Here is a 14,485-nt window from a genome sequence, read left to right on the forward strand (position 1 = left end):
AATGAAAGTGCTCCGACTATGGCATCATTTACAAGCGTGAGCCATAGCGCCCATTTTTGTTTTTCCATTAATTTACAGGACCTTATGCGGTTGCCAGGAACCCGGTATCAGGAGCACGGCTGGGAACAAGTGCGCAAGCTGTTGGGGCACTGCTCGCTGCAGGCGTTCCGGCAAATTGAGATGCACCAGATGCTCGACCCAAGTCCGCACGCGGAGCTGCTCGACAGCTATACCGAGGCGGTGGCGGCGGCCCTGCACGCGGGCGCGCGGTCGGCCCGTGGCGAGGCGGAAGGCAATAGCTATGGCGAAAGCGTCTACGAGCTGGCGCTCGGTTTGTTGTATGAACTGCAGGCGCATCCCGGCTTCTGGCAAGCCTTCGTGGCCACCGTAGCCGTCGAACACGCGCGCAGCGGCGCATTCTGGCTCGACGCGGCGGCCGATGGCGTGATGCGCAAAAAGGTCAACGACATGTACGCCGGCCTGCGCGACAAGGTCGATGCCGACAATTACATTGTCACCACGGGGCGCGACTGCTCGCCCAACAAAATCTATACCTACCGGATGCTGGACACGGTCTATCGCGAGATCGCCACCGTGTTCGCCGCCTGGCAGGAAAATGACGCACAGGTGGGCGCGATACTGGGCCGCACGCTGGAAGGCAGCCCTATCGAAGTGCGGCAGATGAAGTCCATCGGCGGCTGCAAGGCCGAGTGGATCATCCGCTGGAGCGAATCGCTGGAGCGCTTCGGCGGCTCTCCCGGTCCGCTGCATACCCGCTCCAAGCGTTTCGCCAGCCTGAAAAACAGTCCGGATAAAATCGCGGCGATGCTGGCCGAAATCGGCGATTATGAGGAACTGTCGTCGAATATGGACCGTGTCGACGACTGGCAGGGCGAGGCCGGCGAGGCGGCGGCATGGCTGGAAGACTACTGGCGCGTGGTCGGCGAATCGGAGCGGCTGGAGGCGCAGGGCGGGGTATTCGACGACGATCGCACACTGGCCGCTCCCGCGCCGGACGGATACGCGGCGGAAGAGGAGGGCGGGGACGCCAGTCCGGTGGGTGACGATGGCGGCTCGCCGATCCCCGAACCGGCCGTTCCGGCGGCGGAGCAAGCGGCTGAGCAGGAGGCGGCCGGCGCGCTTTCCCTGCCCCCCCGCTACATGGCATTGGCGCGGGCTGCGCAGCAAACCGGTAGCTGGATGCTGCGCGTTCTGTGCGACGAGTCGCTGCCGATACGCCTGGCCGTGTACCACAAGCTGCTGGGCGCCGCCGACGATACCTATCCGGATGCCTGGTTGGACCCGGCCACCGGCGAACTACCGACATTGCAGCAGTTGGCCGCGCTGGACCGGATTTCGATGCCGACGCTGCGCAAGCGCCGCAACGAAGCGATCGACAAGCTGCATGCCGCCGGTGCGGTGAAATGAAGGAGAACGAATTGAATTCAGCACAAGATAAGCAGGACGCCAAGGCGCTGGAGGCGCGGCTGCGCGAACGCGCGCTGCTGGCCCGCGCCGTACCTGACGACCGGCTGATGCTGGCCGACCCCACGCTGCTGGCGGCGCTCGATGGCAGCCGGGCGCTGACGCCGAACGAGCGTCAGGCGCTGGCTAACTCGCCGCTGACGCTGCGCCGCTTCCGTCAACTGTCGCTGGAACGCCGCGCGGCGGTCGCCCCGGCGGCCAACGACGCGCAGTGGAGCGGCAGCACCGGCATGCTGCGCGCGGCCTCCAGCGCCGCGGCGCTGGAGGTGCTGGTCACCGACGACAATTACTGGACGCTGCACTTTCTCCCGCAAGACGGCGGCTGGCAGGTCATTCTGTCGCTATCGGCCCAGGCGCCTTTCGCCGCGCGGCTATTGAGCGAACAGCCGCAGTTGCGTGTGATCGACGGCGGCGGCGCCATCGTGCTGCAAGGCCGGCTCGATGCCGACGGCGAGTGCGAACGCGCCTGGCCGTTCGACACCGCCCCGGCGCCGCATTTTCAGATGTACGGCGCCGGTTTCGCCGTCGAGCCGGTCGCTTAACCGATCATGGGTTTTTTTTCGCGCCGCCGCAAACAGTCCACCGATACCGATGGACTGGGCGTGAGCCTGATCGCGCTGCGGCTCGACGACGGCGACGCCGCGCCGGCCGACAGCACGGTCGTGGTCTTCGATGCGGCCCGCCATGCGCGGCGCGCGGCGCCGGGCAAGGTGGCGTGCGAGCACGGCGAATCGGTGTTCTGTTTCCATCCCGGACCCTACACGGTGGACCTGGTGCCATTCGCCGCAGCGCCCGAGTTGGGCCTGCGTTTGCGTTTTGTGGTCGACGCGGCCAATCCGCGCGTGTCGCAGCAGCGCTTCGACCTGTATTTGTACAGCGAGACATCGGGGCGTTTGCAACTGGCGGGCTTCGGCGCCTCGGTGGAGGCGGCGTTGCAGGCGGAGTTGGCGCAGGGCGCGCTGGATCTGCCGCCTTGCACCTCGCTCGACGAATGGCATGCGTTCCGCGCCGGGCTGAATCAGCTGATGTACACACGCTACGGCGTGACCGTCGACGACTGCGTGCCGGTCGATCTGGGTGAACAAGTCGATTTCGCCGACATACTCAAAGCCCGCGCCATACGCGCGGCCGAAGCGGAGCGCCTTGCCGCCATCGAGGCGTCGGTTGCGGCTATCGATTCTTCGGCGCACGTCGAGTTCCATATGCTGGCAGAGCCGGCGTCCGGCATGCCTTCCGCGCCGGCCGCCGCGCCACCACAGCAGTCGCTGCCTGTCGCGCAGAACGATGCGCAAGCCTTACGACGACTGTTCCTGGAATTGCCCGCCGTGAGCCGCGAGCTGCGATTGCTGCAACTGCCCGAAGGCCTGCCGGTCTTCGAACGGCAGCAGGCGTTGCTGCTGCGCCTGGGGATGGCGAGCCTGAACGTCACCACCATGCCGGCCCTGGCCTGGGCCGCGCCGGACCAGCCGCTGGCCGAAGACGACCAGAATCGCCGCAGCCGCCACACGCTGGTCGCCCGCGACGCGCTGGATGAAGCCTGGTCGCTGCTGGCGCGCCTTCAACTGGCGGGCGACGAACATTGGCCGCAACTGCTGGACGAAGCGGACCGCATCTGCGCCAACCTGGAAACCGGCCTGTCGCTGCGCCGCGCGCCGCACGCGCAACGGGTGGAGCCATCGCTATGAACATCCTGTCCATCACCGCCGCGCCAACCATCGCCGAATGCCGCAGCATCCTGGCGGACGGCCGCGTGCTTACCATCACCGCCAGCCGCCGTCCCCGCGCCAACCGCGCCGAGGTCAAATGCAGCGTCCCGGGCGCGCCGGCGGTCGCCGAGCGTATGCGGGAGGTGGTCCGCCTGGCGCGGCATACCGAAGTGCGTTTCGATAGCCGCGACCAGGTGGTCCTCAGCATGGATATCGCGCCTGGCGACGGGGAGCGCGACTGGGAATTGGCGGCCGTGCTGGCCGACCGCTCCGTGCGCGGCCTGTTCCAGCCTGCGGCGGGCGTGCAAACAGTCGCCCATGGCTGGTCCGACAGTTGGCACCTTGGCCGACTGGGCGGCCGTGCCGATGGCGGCGCCGCGTCTGTCGGCAGCATGCAAGTCACACACCTGGGCGCTTTGACCGGCCACGCCGACCCGTCGGCGGCCGTGTCGACGGTGCGCGCCTGGTTCCCGCTGCACAGCGGGGGCGTCAACGATGAACTGGCATGGGTCGAGGTCAGCGTGTTCCCGATCGACGCGGACCCTGTGCCCGTCGATGCATCGGCCAACGCCACGCATACCGCCGCCGCCAACAGCGAAGAAGACAGCATCGCCGCACCGGGACTGGACCTGGGCGCGCAGCAGGACATCCGCCAGACGCTGGCCGGCGCGCGCCACTTCGACGGCAAAGGGCTGGGCCGCTGGCGCAGCGTGGTGCGTTTCGGCCAGCCGCGCTTCCAGGGCGGATCGTACCAACTGGCGCTGGTGATGGCCGACCGCTTGGCGCGCGGCCGGGAATTCGTGCCGCGCGGGCGCATCATCGCCACCGGCTGCTCGAGCGCGTGGCACGCAGGCCGCGTGGACACCGTCGAGGGACGCGAACCGAAACTGGAGTTGATACTCAGTCAAGTCAACGCGGGCGACCGGGTGCTGCTGCCCAAGGCCTGGGAGGACGCGCTGCTACCCGGATTCAGGGCCGATTTGCGCCAAAAAGGCGCGAGTTTGGCCTGTATAGACCGCATCGGCATGATTTAAGCTGGGACTGAATCGTGCGCAAGAATGAAACCGGCTTGCCCTGCTAAAATCGGCGGATGACAGGGTGGCACGGAAGATGAATCGAAGAAGGAGTCTGACATGTTCCAAATGTTTGGTTTTGGCGGCGTTAAATGCCCGCGTTGCGAGCACAAAAACGATGACCAGTCGGGCTACTGCAAGCATTGCGGTTTGACCCTGGGCGCGCCGCGCAACGAGCCGGTCCTGCGCGACAACCGCTGGATTCCCGGCGACGACGAGCTGGCGGTCTATTTCGGCGTCAGCGCCTTGTCGGGCATCTTCACCAAAACGCTGCGCGTGCCGGCGACCTCGCGCGCCTACATCCTGCAAGCCGACAAGGCGACCGAAGTGCCGCAGGGTGAATACGAGATCGAAGGCTTCTTCACCCGCCTCAATCACCTTTTGCGCAACCAGAACGCCGAAATCCTCATCACCCGCAGCGCGCCGTTGCCGGTGGAGTTTTCGTTCAGCGACCTGCAAACGGCCGAACACCTGAAGATATCGGCGCGCTTCACCGTCGCCATCCGCATCGAGAACGTGCCGGCCTTCGCGCAGCACTTCATGACCGTGCCCGGCGTCGTCAGCACCTTGCACCTGCACGAATTGCTGTCGCCATCGGTGCGCCAGCTGGCGGCCGAATTTGTCGGCGGCCGTTCGATGCGCGACATGGCGCAGAACGCCGATCTGCGCCTGCAACTGGACGAACGGCTGCAGGCCGCCCTCAAACTGCGGCTTGCCGGCTTCGGCCTGGCGGTGGAGCGGGTCGAAACGGCGGCGCTGCGCCACGATAAATTCGACCATAACCGCGAGCGCATCGGCACACTGTGGCTGGTGGCCGACGAGCGCCACGTGCAGCTCGAACATGTCAAGCAGCTCGACCAGATTTACGACGAGGAGGAATGGCAGGCCATCTGGCGCGAGGAGCAGAAGATGCGCTCCGACTTCCGCCGCGCGGAGCTGCGCCAGGACGCCAGCGTCAACAAGGCCGAGCTGACGTTGAAGGAAAGCGAGCGGATACAGTCGCTGCGGGCGCGCGAGGTGGAGCTTTACAGCCGCGTCATGGAATCGAAAACCCGCAAGGTGGCGCTGGACAAGGGCGCCGGCACCATTTTGGCCGACCTGGAGCACGAACTGGCGAAGGGCAAGTCGCACCGCGCCGGCGAGCAGGCCGACTGGGAGCACGTGCGCCAGCTGGCGCAAATCAAGATGCGCACCGAACTCGAAGTGCTGCAGCAGACCGCCGCCGAGCAGCGCCAGTTGGCGCAGCAGCGGCTATCGCACCAGTTGCGCCAGCAGGCGATCGAGAACCAGATCGCCCAGGCGCTGCTGATCGAGGACGAATCGCACCGCCGCAACGAGCTGGCGGCGTTGCGCCAGCGCGAAAAGGACGAGAAGGCGCGCGAACTGCAGGTGGAGTCGGAAGCCCACGAGGCGCGCATCCAGGGCATGACCCTGGCCGGCGCCGCCCGTCGTCGCGAGGCCGAGCGGGTGCAGGAATGGGAAGACCAGCTTGCGCTGGCGCGTCAGCGCGAGCTGCTGCGCGGCGACGCCGTCAAGGACGCCGCCAACGCCGTGCAGGTGGCCGAGATCAACCAGAAGATCGAGGAGTTGAAGCGCGCCGGCGCGCAGGCCGACTCCATCGCGCAGTACGAAAAGCTGCTGCGCACGATCGAGGCGGACGGCATCCACGCGCGGCAGAACCAGGCCAACAGCAAACAGGCCTTGCTGGACCAGTTGGCGGTCGACGAGCAGCGCCAGATCCTCAAGCAAAAGGATCAGGAGGCCGAATGGCAGCGCGAACTGAAAAAGCTGGAGCACGAGCGCGAAGAGAAGTTCGCGCGCTGGAAGGGCGAGTACGACGTGCTGCTGGCGCAGCAATCGCATGAGATCAAGCGCATCGAAACCATCGGCGGTTTGAGCGACACCGGCAAGGTAGCCACCGCCGCCGAGCCCAATGCGCAGGCGCTGTCGCAGATCATGAAAATGCAGATCCAGGGCGGCATGTCGGCCGAGCAGATACAGGCGTTGGCCAACGTGGTGGCCGCCGAACATGGCATGACGCCGGCCGAAGCGCAGCAGCAGGCCCACGAGCGGGTGCTCGAGGAACGCGCGCATCGCGACGCGGAACTGGACAAGGACCGCCGCCATCAGCTCGACCTGCTCAACGTGCAGAACGCCGCGAGCGCCAGCGCGCTGACGACCCAGAGCCAGTTGGGCATCGGCGTCGCGCGCGCAGGCGTGCCTTTGCCGGCGACGCCGAAAAGCGTGGGCTACTGCGTCAACGGCCACCCGACGCGGATAGACCACCCCCACGACAAGTTCTGCGCCCAATGCGGCGTCCCACTGACCTAAAACGCAAAACAGCAGGAACGGTTACACTTCAGTCAATGATGCAAACGGCAAGAGACAAGATCCGCGAACTGCGGGCCTTACATGATGACGGTTTGTTGAGCCTCCAAGAGTTCGACCGTCGCAAGAACGCCATCCTGGATGCGGAGTACGCGCCGCCGGGAGGCAGCGTCACGGCTGCGCCGATGCCGGTGCGCCAGGGCACGGAACTGGGTCTGATGTCTGGCCAGGAAATCGGCCCGCAAAACCGCCGCTACCGGCTCGAGCGCCTGATCGGCATGGGCGGCATGGGGCAGGTGTGGCAGGCCACCGACCTGGCCACGCACGCGGAGCTGGGCCACAGCGAGATGGTCGCGCTGAAGATCCTGCCGCCGCAGCTCACCCAAAGCGCCACCCACGCCAAGCTGCTGATCGAGGAAGCGACCCAGGCGCGCAAGCTGGCGCACGAGAACATCGTCCGCGTCTACGAATGGGCGCAGGACCCGGCCACCTCCAGCTACTTCATCATCATGGAGTACCTGGAAGGCCAGGACCTCGATGCCTACCTTGCCGCGCAAGGGCCGCTGCCGCTGGAAGCGGTCTTCAAGCTGTTGTCGCCGGTCGGCGACGCGCTGCAATACGCGTGGGAGAAGCACAAGCTGGTTCACCGCGACATTAAACCCGGCAACGTCTTCCTGACCCAGCGCAACGAAATCAAGCTGCTCGATTTCGGCATCGCCTCGCGCGCGCGCAGCGCCGGCAGCAGCCTCGGTTTGCAGACGCCGAACGCCGGCACGGTGGGTTATCGCGCGCCGGAAGCGGGCACGCATCAACGCCAGCCCGCGCCCAAGCTCGATGTGTACGCGGTGGCCGTGATGATCTACCAGCTGCTGGAAGGCCGCATGCCGTTCGACGATATGCGGCCGGCCGACTTTCATCCATCGCCGCCGCACGGCTTGAACGAGCGCCAATGGCGGGTGCTGCAAACCGGCTTCGCCTACCAGCAGGAACGGCGCCCGGCGTCGGTCAACGAGTTATTGGCGCAGCTGCTGGGGGCCACCGGCCCGACCGACGAGGAACTGGCCGCGCAGGCCGCGCAGAAGGCCGCGCAACAGGAGAAGGACCAGCAGGAACAGCTGGAGCGTGAGCGGCAGCGCAAAAAGGAGCTGGCGGCGCAGGCCGAACAAGCCCGCCTGACGGAACAGAAGCGTCAGGCGCAGGCGGTGGAAATGGCCGCGCGCCGCGAGGCCGAGGCCAAGGCGGCCGCGCTGGAAAAGGTGCGGCTCGACCAGCAACGCCGGGCGCTGGAGGCCAAGCAGCGCGCGGAAGCGGAAGCCGCCGCGCTGGCGCGCAAGCAAACCTTGCGCAAGCAATTGCAGGCGCGCCGCGACGCCGATGCCAAGAAGGCCCGCGACGAGCGCGAGGAACTGCAACGCAAGGCCGCGCAGCTGAAAGCCGAAGCAGCGTATCGCTCGGAACAGGAGCGTCACCGCAAGCAGCTGGCCGAACGCAATGCCGCCGAACTTGCGGCGTTGATGCCGACAGCGGGCAGTCCCGTCGCAGATCCAAGTGGCGTGCTGCGCGACCGCTTTATCGACGGCACCGGGGTCGGCCCCGACCTGGTGCTGATCCCCACCGGACGTTTTCAGATGGGGTCCCACGAACATGAACACGCGGTCGCGATCAAGGCGGGAGCGCAGAAAAACTGGCTTGACCGCGAGACGCCGCAGCACTGGGTCGGCATTGAGCAGCCGATCGCGATGGGTCGCTTTCCGGTGACGGTGGGGCAGTGGCGCCAGTTCGTCCGCGCCACCGGTTGGGAATCGCAATCCGACACCGATTGGCGCGCGCCGGGTTTCGCGCAGGACGACGACCATCCGGTGATCGGCGTCAGCTGGATGGACGTGCAGCTGTATTTGCGCTGGCTATCCGAAAAGACCGGCCAGACCTATCGCTTGCCCAGCGAATCGGAATGGGAGTACGCATGCCGCGCCGGCACCAAGACCGCCTTCAGCTTCGGCGACAGCATCACCCCCGAGCAGGCCAACTACGACGGCAACTACACCTACAACGGCAGCGCGCGCGGCGCCTTCCGCCAGGGGACCAGCAAGGCCGGCACCTTCCCGCCCAATCCATGGGGCCTGTTCGACATGCACGGCAACGTGTGGGAATGGACGCAGGACGTGGTCCACGACAGCTACGTGGGCGCGCCGGTCGACGGCAGCGCGTGGGAAGAGGGCGGCGATCCGGTGCGGCGGATACTGCGCGGTGGCTCATGGCTGTACAACCCGCGCTATCTGCGCTCCTCGGTGCGCAATGGTTTCTCTGCGGTGCTGGCCAACGATATCGTCGGCTTCCGCGTCGCCCGCAAACTGGTCTAGGGGTGGGGCGGGGGGCGCAGGTAGGTGTATACTGCCGCCTTTTGCAGTACAACCACCAGGACCCACGATGAGCGCTTTGCCCCCATGCCCGAAATGTAATTCCGAATTCACCTACGAAGATGGCGTCCAGCTGGTGTGCCCGGAATGCGCGCACGAGTGGAGCGCAACCGCCGCCGATGCCGCCGACGAAGGCGCGCGCGTCTACCGCGACGCGGTCGGGAACATTCTGCAGGATGGCGATACCGTCACCGTCATCAAGGATCTGAAGCTCAAGGGCGGCGGCGGCACCGTCAAAGTCGGCACCAAGGTCAAGAACATCCGCCTGGTCGACAGCGACCACGATATCGACTGCAAGATCGAAGGCTTCGGCGCCATGAGCCTGAAGACGGAATTCGTCAAGAAAGTAGTGTGACGCTTCCCCATTCAGGGGAGGCAAAACTCTGCTAAACGGTGTAAATTGTGGGTTCTGATTACCGCCCACAAGGAACACGGAATGACTATCAAAGTACTGCGCGATCAATCGCTGCCGATGCGCCACATCATCCATGTGCGCAACCACATCGTATCGACCGACGGTTCGGTGGAAGAGGGCGGCAACGACGCCGGTCCGTCGCCGCACGACCTGTACGACGCGGCGCTGAGCGCCTGCAAGGCGCTCACGGTGGTCTGGTTCGCCAAGCGCAAGAACATCCCGCTCGAACATGTGGAAGTGAGCATGGAGCGCGACGCCAGCGAAGAGCGCCAGGGCGTGTACCGCCTGGCCGCCACCTTGCACCTCACTGGTAATCTGAGCGAGACCCAACGCGCCGAGCTGCTGGCCGCCGCGCAGAAATGTCCGATCCACAAACTGATGACGTCCGTGACCACCGAAGTCACCACCGTTCTGGGATAAGCCGATGACGATCTCGAATTTGTTGAAGGGCCATGAAAAGGATCTGGGCGGCGGCTTCGTCGTGCGCCGCTATCTGCCGTCCGCCATCAAGCAGGCCGTCGGTCCGTTTATTTTCTTCGACCATTTCGGTCCGGTCGATGTGCCGCTCGATGCCGACCACGACGTGCGTCCGCATCCGCATATCGGGCTGGCGACAGTGACCTATCTGTTCGAGGGAGCGATGGATCACCGCGACAGCATCGGCACCTTCCAGCGCATCGAACCGGGTGCGATCAACTGGATGACGGCGGGGCGCGGCATCGTCCATTCCGAGCGCACGCCGAAGGATTTGGTCGGCAAGCCGCACCGCACGCACGGCCTGCAGCTGTGGGCCGCGCTGCCGGTGGCGCACGAGGAGGACGAGCCGGGTTTTTGCCACACGCCTTCCGCCGATATTCCGGAGCTGACGGTCGATGGCGCCCGGGTGCGCGTGTTGATCGGCACCGCCTTCGGCAAAACCTCGCCGGTCAAGACCTTTAGCCGCACCTTGTATCTGGATGTGATGTTGAAGGCGGGGCAGGAGCTGGCCTTGAGCGGACTGCCGGAGGAAGCGGCGATCTATCCGATTGACGGCGATCTGGAGATCGACGGCACGCCGCTGGAGAAGAACAATATGGCGCTGGTCGATACGGGCAGCACGCAGCGGGTGAAAGCGGCGTCGGAAGCGCACTTTGTGGTGATCGGCGGCGAGCCGCTGGATGGGCGGCGCTTCATGTCGTGGAATTTCGTCTCGTCGAGCAAGGAGCGCATTGTGAAGGCGGGCGAAGATTGGGAGGCGCAACGCTTCGACAAGGTGCCCGGCGAGACGGAGTGGATACCGCTGCCGGTCAAGAAGCCGGCGGGCGGGCAGTACCTGTAAGTCGAGAGCCGCGCGGAGCGTAGTCCTGGTCAACCGCCCGGAATGATACGCTCCGCCTTGAGCCGCTCGAACAAATCAAAGAACGCATCCGGCGTGCTCTGATACGCCAGGAAACCCGCCTTGCGGCTCTTGGTCATATCCGCGAGGACTTCCATCGGCCGGCCCAGATCCGCGTCGGTATGCCACCACGACGCCAGCTTGCCGATATCCGCTTCCGCCAGCCCGTGCCTGGCCGCGGTCTCCGCCCACGCGCGCGGCGCATCGTCCATCCTGCCCTCCAGCGGCTGGACAACCCCGTCGAACGGCGCCGCCTCGATACCGAAATACTCCGCCAGCTTGGGCCACAGCCACTTCCACCTGAACACATCCCCGTTGACGACGTTGAAGTCCTCGTTGGCGCCCGCCGCGCTGGTCGCCGCCCATTCCAGATGCGCCGCCAGCAGCCGCGCGTCGGTCATATCCGTCAACCCGTTCCATTGCGCCGCCGATCCGGGGAACACGAATGGAGCCCCCGATTCCTTGCACAGCGTCGCATAGGCGGCCAGCGTTAAACCCATGTTCATCGCATTGCCCACCGCGTAACCGATCACCGTATGCGGCCGATGCACGCTCCAGCTGTATCCGCCGCGCTGCGCCGACGCGAACAAACGGTCCTCCTGCTCATAATAGAAATTGTCGACCGGCTTGCGTCCTTGCTCCTCCCGGAACGGCGTCTCGGGAACCGCGCCGGTCGCATACGCCTCGAAAGGACCGAGGTAATGCTTCAAACCCGTCACCAGCGCCGCGTGCTTCAAGGTCGCCGCGTCATGCAAGGCGTCGAGCACATTGCTCACCATCGCGCCATTGACGCGGATGTTCTCTTTTTCGTTGGCCTGGCGCGCCCACGCGGTGAAGAACACATGCGTGACGGCGCGCCCGGCCAGCGCCCGCGCCACCTCATCGCGCGAGGTCAGATCCGCGCGTATCGGTTCGACGCCGTCGAGCAGCGGCGTGCGGCCGCGTGACAGGCCTAGGACCGACCAGCCATTATCCAGCAGCCGCCCGGCCAGCGCGCCACCCGTGACGCCGCTGGCGCCAACGATCAATGCGGTATTTTTCATGCGAACTCCTTCAATTAAGCGATAAGGAATGATAATCGCGAAGGGAATTCGTATTTACGATAAGATTTCAATCAATTCCTGAAATTTATTCCACCAAGCCGACCCGAATGCACGCTTCAGACCACCTCAAGGATATCGCTTATTTCGTGCAGGCCGCCGACGCCGGCAGCTTCACCTTGGCCGCCGCCCGGCTGCAACTGAGCAGCTCCGCCGTCAGCAAAAGCCTGGCGCGGCTCGAGGCGCGGCTCGGCGTCAAGCTGTTCGAGCGCAGCACCCGCAGCCTGGCCCTGACCGACGCCGGCCGTAAATACCACGAGACCTGCCGGCGCGTGCTGATGGAGCTGGGCGAGACCGAAGCAGCGCTGGCGCAGGACGCCGAGCCGGCCGGCCGTCTGGTACTCGGCTTGCCGGCCACCTTCGGCCGCATGCGCGTCATGCCCGAGCTGCTGCGCTTTTGCCGGCAGTATCCGAATCTGCGGCCGCAGGTCACCTTCACCGACCGCTTTGTCGACGTGCAGGAGGAGGGGCTGGATCTGGCGGTGCGCATCGGCGGACCAGCCCACTGGCCGGCGTCGCTGGGACACGTCCATCTGGGCGACGAACGCCTGATTTTCTGCGCCACCCCGGCCTATCTGGCGCTACGCGGCACGCCGCACGCCATCGCCGACCTCACGCAGCACGACTGCGTCGTTTACGGACGCGCCGACGGCACCGCGAGTCCATGGCTGTTCGCCTCCGCCGGCGGGCAGACCGAGCGCCGCACCATGGAGCACCGCATCATGGCCGGCGACGGCGAGGCGCAGATGACGGCGGTGCTGGCGGATATGGGCGTGGCGCAGCTGGCGACGTGGCTGGTGCGCGAGCATCTGGCGTCGGGCGCGGTGGTGGAGGTGATGGCGGAGCGGGCGATCGACGGGCTGCCGCTGCACATCGTCTGGCCGCTGGCGCGCCCGATGTCGCCCAAGGTCGCGGCGCTGCTCGATCAGATGAAGGCGACGCTGAAAATACGTTAGGCGGTATGCATGTCGCGCGCGGCGACGGTGTTGTACATGTCGGCGGCGCCGGTGCGGATGATCCAGTGCTCCGGATACGGATCGCTGGCGAAACGGCTATGGCGCGGGATGCGGCTCAGCTTATCCAGCGACACGCCCGGCGCCAGCGCGGTTTCCTTGCCGGTCAACTGGTCGAGATGCCAGAAGCCGCCGTCGCGATGCAGCAGCAGAGGCAGCGCGGCCGCGTGCGGCGCGGCGGCAAACGATTTGACCGGATAGCCAGGATGCGTTTCCGGCATCAGCACGTAGAAGCATTCGGCGTTCGCGCCCTGGTCGATGCGGTGCAGGATCACGCCGTGCGGCATGATGGCCGACACCGACAGCACGACGATGCCCTTGATGCTGGCGCTCAGTTCAATGCGCATGCCGAGGCGCAGCGTGGTCGGTTTGTGCTTGCCCGGCCAGACGCCGTCGAGCAGGATGCCGTAGCGGGACACGTCTTCGATCTCGAAGCCCTGGCCACAGCGGCGGATCACCGCGTGGCGGCCGGAGAGGCGTCGCGTCAGGCCGTTGGTGTCCTGGCCGTCGGCGGTGTAATGGGTCAGCATCACGTCGGATTCCGGATCGACCAGTTCAAAGCGTCCCAGCACGCATTCTTCCATCGCGAACAGGCGGATCTGGCGCTGCGCGCCGCTCTCCGGGGCAGCGTTGACAAAGCTGGCCGCGCGGCTGGCATGCGGATGGACGGCATTGGTGACGGGGATGTCGATCTCGATCAGATCCTCGTCCCAGGCGATGGTCGTGAAGCCCAGGTCCACTTTGCCGGCCGGCGCGTTCAGGTCCAGATGCGCGATGCCGGCGTTGCGGGCGGTGACGTCGATATCGAGGCTGTCGCCGCCTTGCGCGCTGACGCGGGCGATCGAGGCGTCGTCCGCCATCACGCGCACGTTCTTGTGGGTGCTCAGGAAGATGCGGTGGATTTCGGTCAGGGTGGCGTCGAGGCGCGGCACCAGGATGACGAAGGTGCACACCCATTTTCGTGCCGCCATGCCGGTGTGCTGGCTAAGCAGCTCGATGCTGATCTGGTATTGGCCGTGCTCCTTGCCGCGCGACGAAAACTCGACGAACACCGGGCGCCATTCGCCATTGGTGGCGCGCACGAACTGCTGGCGCGCGGCGCCGTTGGGGATCAGGTCCGATTGCAGCTGCAGCGTCAGTTGCGGCGCGCAGGCGTCGGGCATGCCGCGCAGTTCCATCTTCAGCGTTTGACGGCCGCCGGCGGCGCGCGGGTCGAAGCCGCTGATATGCAGCTGCGGGCGTTCCGATTGGGCGCGTTGCAGCGGACGGGCATATCCCGCCGGCGCGGCAGCCGGCGTCGGCGCTGGGTCACCGGCGCGGGCGCTGCGCGCAGCACTCAGCAGGTCATAGCTGAACGGCTCGGCTTGGGCGTGACCGCCTTCGCAAGCTTGTTCTCCAGACATGACCCAGTAGGTGCAATGCGGATGCTGGGCATTACTGCATTTTTTCATGGCGTACCGACCGATGGAATACCTGTCAGTTTATGCGGTTTACGCTGTCCTTGGCAATTAAACGCGCATCTGATCGGCATATTTTTGCCCCAAGGCACATGCGGCGATCAAGACGCAACACT

12 protein-coding genes are annotated in these 14,485 nt (G+C 65.8%); 10 read left to right on the forward strand and 2 right to left on the reverse strand.

The genetic code is table 11. The features are described 5' to 3' along the window. Positions 1 to 84 precede the first annotated feature (84 nt). The 9 genes from AC0IYS_RS12775 (at position 85) to AC0IYS_RS12815 (ending at position 10,742) form a co-directional block, all read left to right on the forward strand. Entirely contained in the window at positions 85 to 1,428 is a 1,344-nt protein-coding gene (locus tag AC0IYS_RS12775; RefSeq protein ID WP_471705489.1) for a hypothetical protein, read from the forward strand. An 11-nt stretch (positions 1,429 to 1,439) separates the two neighbouring features. Further along, complete coding sequence (locus AC0IYS_RS12780; RefSeq protein WP_471705490.1) at positions 1,440 to 2,027, forward strand: hypothetical protein; 588 nt, start codon at positions 1,440 to 1,442, stop codon at positions 2,025 to 2,027. 6 nt (positions 2,028 to 2,033) lie between these two features. Then, the gene (locus AC0IYS_RS12785) at positions 2,034 to 3,170 is read left to right on the forward strand and encodes a hypothetical protein (protein WP_471705491.1); all 1,137 of its coding nucleotides are present in this window, start codon (positions 2,034 to 2,036) and stop codon (positions 3,168 to 3,170) included. Next, on the forward strand, positions 3,167 to 4,225 hold the full coding sequence (locus AC0IYS_RS12790) for a hypothetical protein (RefSeq protein ID WP_471705492.1): 1,059 nt from the start codon (positions 3,167 to 3,169) through the stop codon (positions 4,223 to 4,225). Before AC0IYS_RS12785 ends, AC0IYS_RS12790 begins: the two co-directional genes overlap by 4 nt. A gap of 99 nt (positions 4,226 to 4,324) precedes the next feature. Beyond that, positions 4,325 to 6,595 carry a hypothetical protein gene (locus tag AC0IYS_RS12795; RefSeq protein ID WP_471705493.1) on the forward strand — a complete coding sequence of 757 codons (2,271 nt, stop codon included), beginning with the start codon at positions 4,325 to 4,327 and terminating at the stop codon, positions 6,593 to 6,595. A 35-nt stretch (positions 6,596 to 6,630) separates the two neighbouring features. After that, positions 6,631 to 8,952, forward strand: coding sequence for an SUMF1/EgtB/PvdO family nonheme iron enzyme (locus AC0IYS_RS12800; protein ID WP_471705494.1), 2,322 nt, complete (start codon positions 6,631 to 6,633; stop codon positions 8,950 to 8,952). Between the two features lie 67 nt (positions 8,953 to 9,019). Continuing rightward, positions 9,020 to 9,364 carry a zinc ribbon domain-containing protein YjdM gene (locus tag AC0IYS_RS12805; protein WP_471705495.1) on the forward strand — a complete coding sequence of 115 codons (345 nt, stop codon included), beginning with the start codon at positions 9,020 to 9,022 and terminating at the stop codon, positions 9,362 to 9,364. Positions 9,365 to 9,445: 81 nt separating this feature from the next. Continuing rightward, positions 9,446 to 9,844 carry an OsmC family protein gene (locus AC0IYS_RS12810; RefSeq protein WP_471705496.1) on the forward strand — a complete coding sequence of 133 codons (399 nt, stop codon included), beginning with the start codon at positions 9,446 to 9,448 and terminating at the stop codon, positions 9,842 to 9,844. Between the two features lie 4 nt (positions 9,845 to 9,848). Continuing rightward, entirely contained in the window at positions 9,849 to 10,742 is an 894-nt protein-coding gene (locus tag AC0IYS_RS12815; protein WP_471705497.1) for a pirin family protein, read from the forward strand. 29 nt (positions 10,743 to 10,771) lie between these two features. Here the strand turns inward: AC0IYS_RS12815 and AC0IYS_RS12820 are convergent, their stop codons facing one another. Further along, complete coding sequence (locus tag AC0IYS_RS12820; protein WP_471705498.1) at positions 10,772 to 11,842, reverse strand: SDR family oxidoreductase; 1,071 nt, start codon at positions 11,840 to 11,842, stop codon at positions 10,772 to 10,774. 107 nt (positions 11,843 to 11,949) lie between these two features. Here AC0IYS_RS12820 and AC0IYS_RS12825 point away from each other — a divergent pair, with 107 nt between their 5' ends. Then, a complete protein-coding gene (locus AC0IYS_RS12825; RefSeq protein WP_471705499.1) occupies positions 11,950 to 12,855 on the forward strand; it encodes a LysR family transcriptional regulator in 906 nt (301 codons plus the stop codon). Here the strand turns inward: AC0IYS_RS12825 and AC0IYS_RS12830 are convergent. Further along, complete coding sequence (locus AC0IYS_RS12830) at positions 12,852 to 14,363, reverse strand: FHA domain-containing protein (RefSeq protein WP_471705500.1); 1,512 nt, start codon at positions 14,361 to 14,363, stop codon at positions 12,852 to 12,854. The genes AC0IYS_RS12825 and AC0IYS_RS12830 overlap by 4 nt on opposite strands. Positions 14,364 to 14,485: the final 122 nt, after the last annotated feature.

The organism is Duganella sp. AC237 (genome assembly GCF_979254035.1).

Coding starts and splice junctions, on each gene's coding strand:
- AC0IYS_RS12785 (WP_471705491.1), top strand. CDS start 2,034: ATGGGTTTTTTTTCGCGCCGCCGCAAACAGTCCACCGATACCGATGGA.
- AC0IYS_RS12775 (WP_471705489.1), top strand. CDS start 85: ATGCGGTTGCCAGGAACCCGGTATCAGGAGCACGGCTGGGAACAAGTG.
- AC0IYS_RS12800 (WP_471705494.1), top strand. CDS start 6,631: ATGATGCAAACGGCAAGAGACAAGATCCGCGAACTGCGGGCCTTACAT.
- AC0IYS_RS12815 (WP_471705497.1), top strand. CDS start 9,849: ATGACGATCTCGAATTTGTTGAAGGGCCATGAAAAGGATCTGGGCGGC.
- AC0IYS_RS12805 (WP_471705495.1), top strand. CDS start 9,020: ATGAGCGCTTTGCCCCCATGCCCGAAATGTAATTCCGAATTCACCTAC.
- AC0IYS_RS12820 (WP_471705498.1), bottom strand. CDS start 11,842: ATGAAAAATACCGCATTGATCGTTGGCGCCAGCGGCGTCACGGGTGGC.
- AC0IYS_RS12830 (WP_471705500.1), bottom strand. CDS start 14,363: ATGAAAAAATGCAGTAATGCCCAGCATCCGCATTGCACCTACTGGGTC.
- AC0IYS_RS12825 (WP_471705499.1), top strand. CDS start 11,950: ATGCACGCTTCAGACCACCTCAAGGATATCGCTTATTTCGTGCAGGCC.
- AC0IYS_RS12795 (WP_471705493.1), top strand. CDS start 4,325: ATGTTCCAAATGTTTGGTTTTGGCGGCGTTAAATGCCCGCGTTGCGAG.
- AC0IYS_RS12790 (WP_471705492.1), top strand. CDS start 3,167: ATGAACATCCTGTCCATCACCGCCGCGCCAACCATCGCCGAATGCCGC.
- AC0IYS_RS12810 (WP_471705496.1), top strand. CDS start 9,446: ATGACTATCAAAGTACTGCGCGATCAATCGCTGCCGATGCGCCACATC.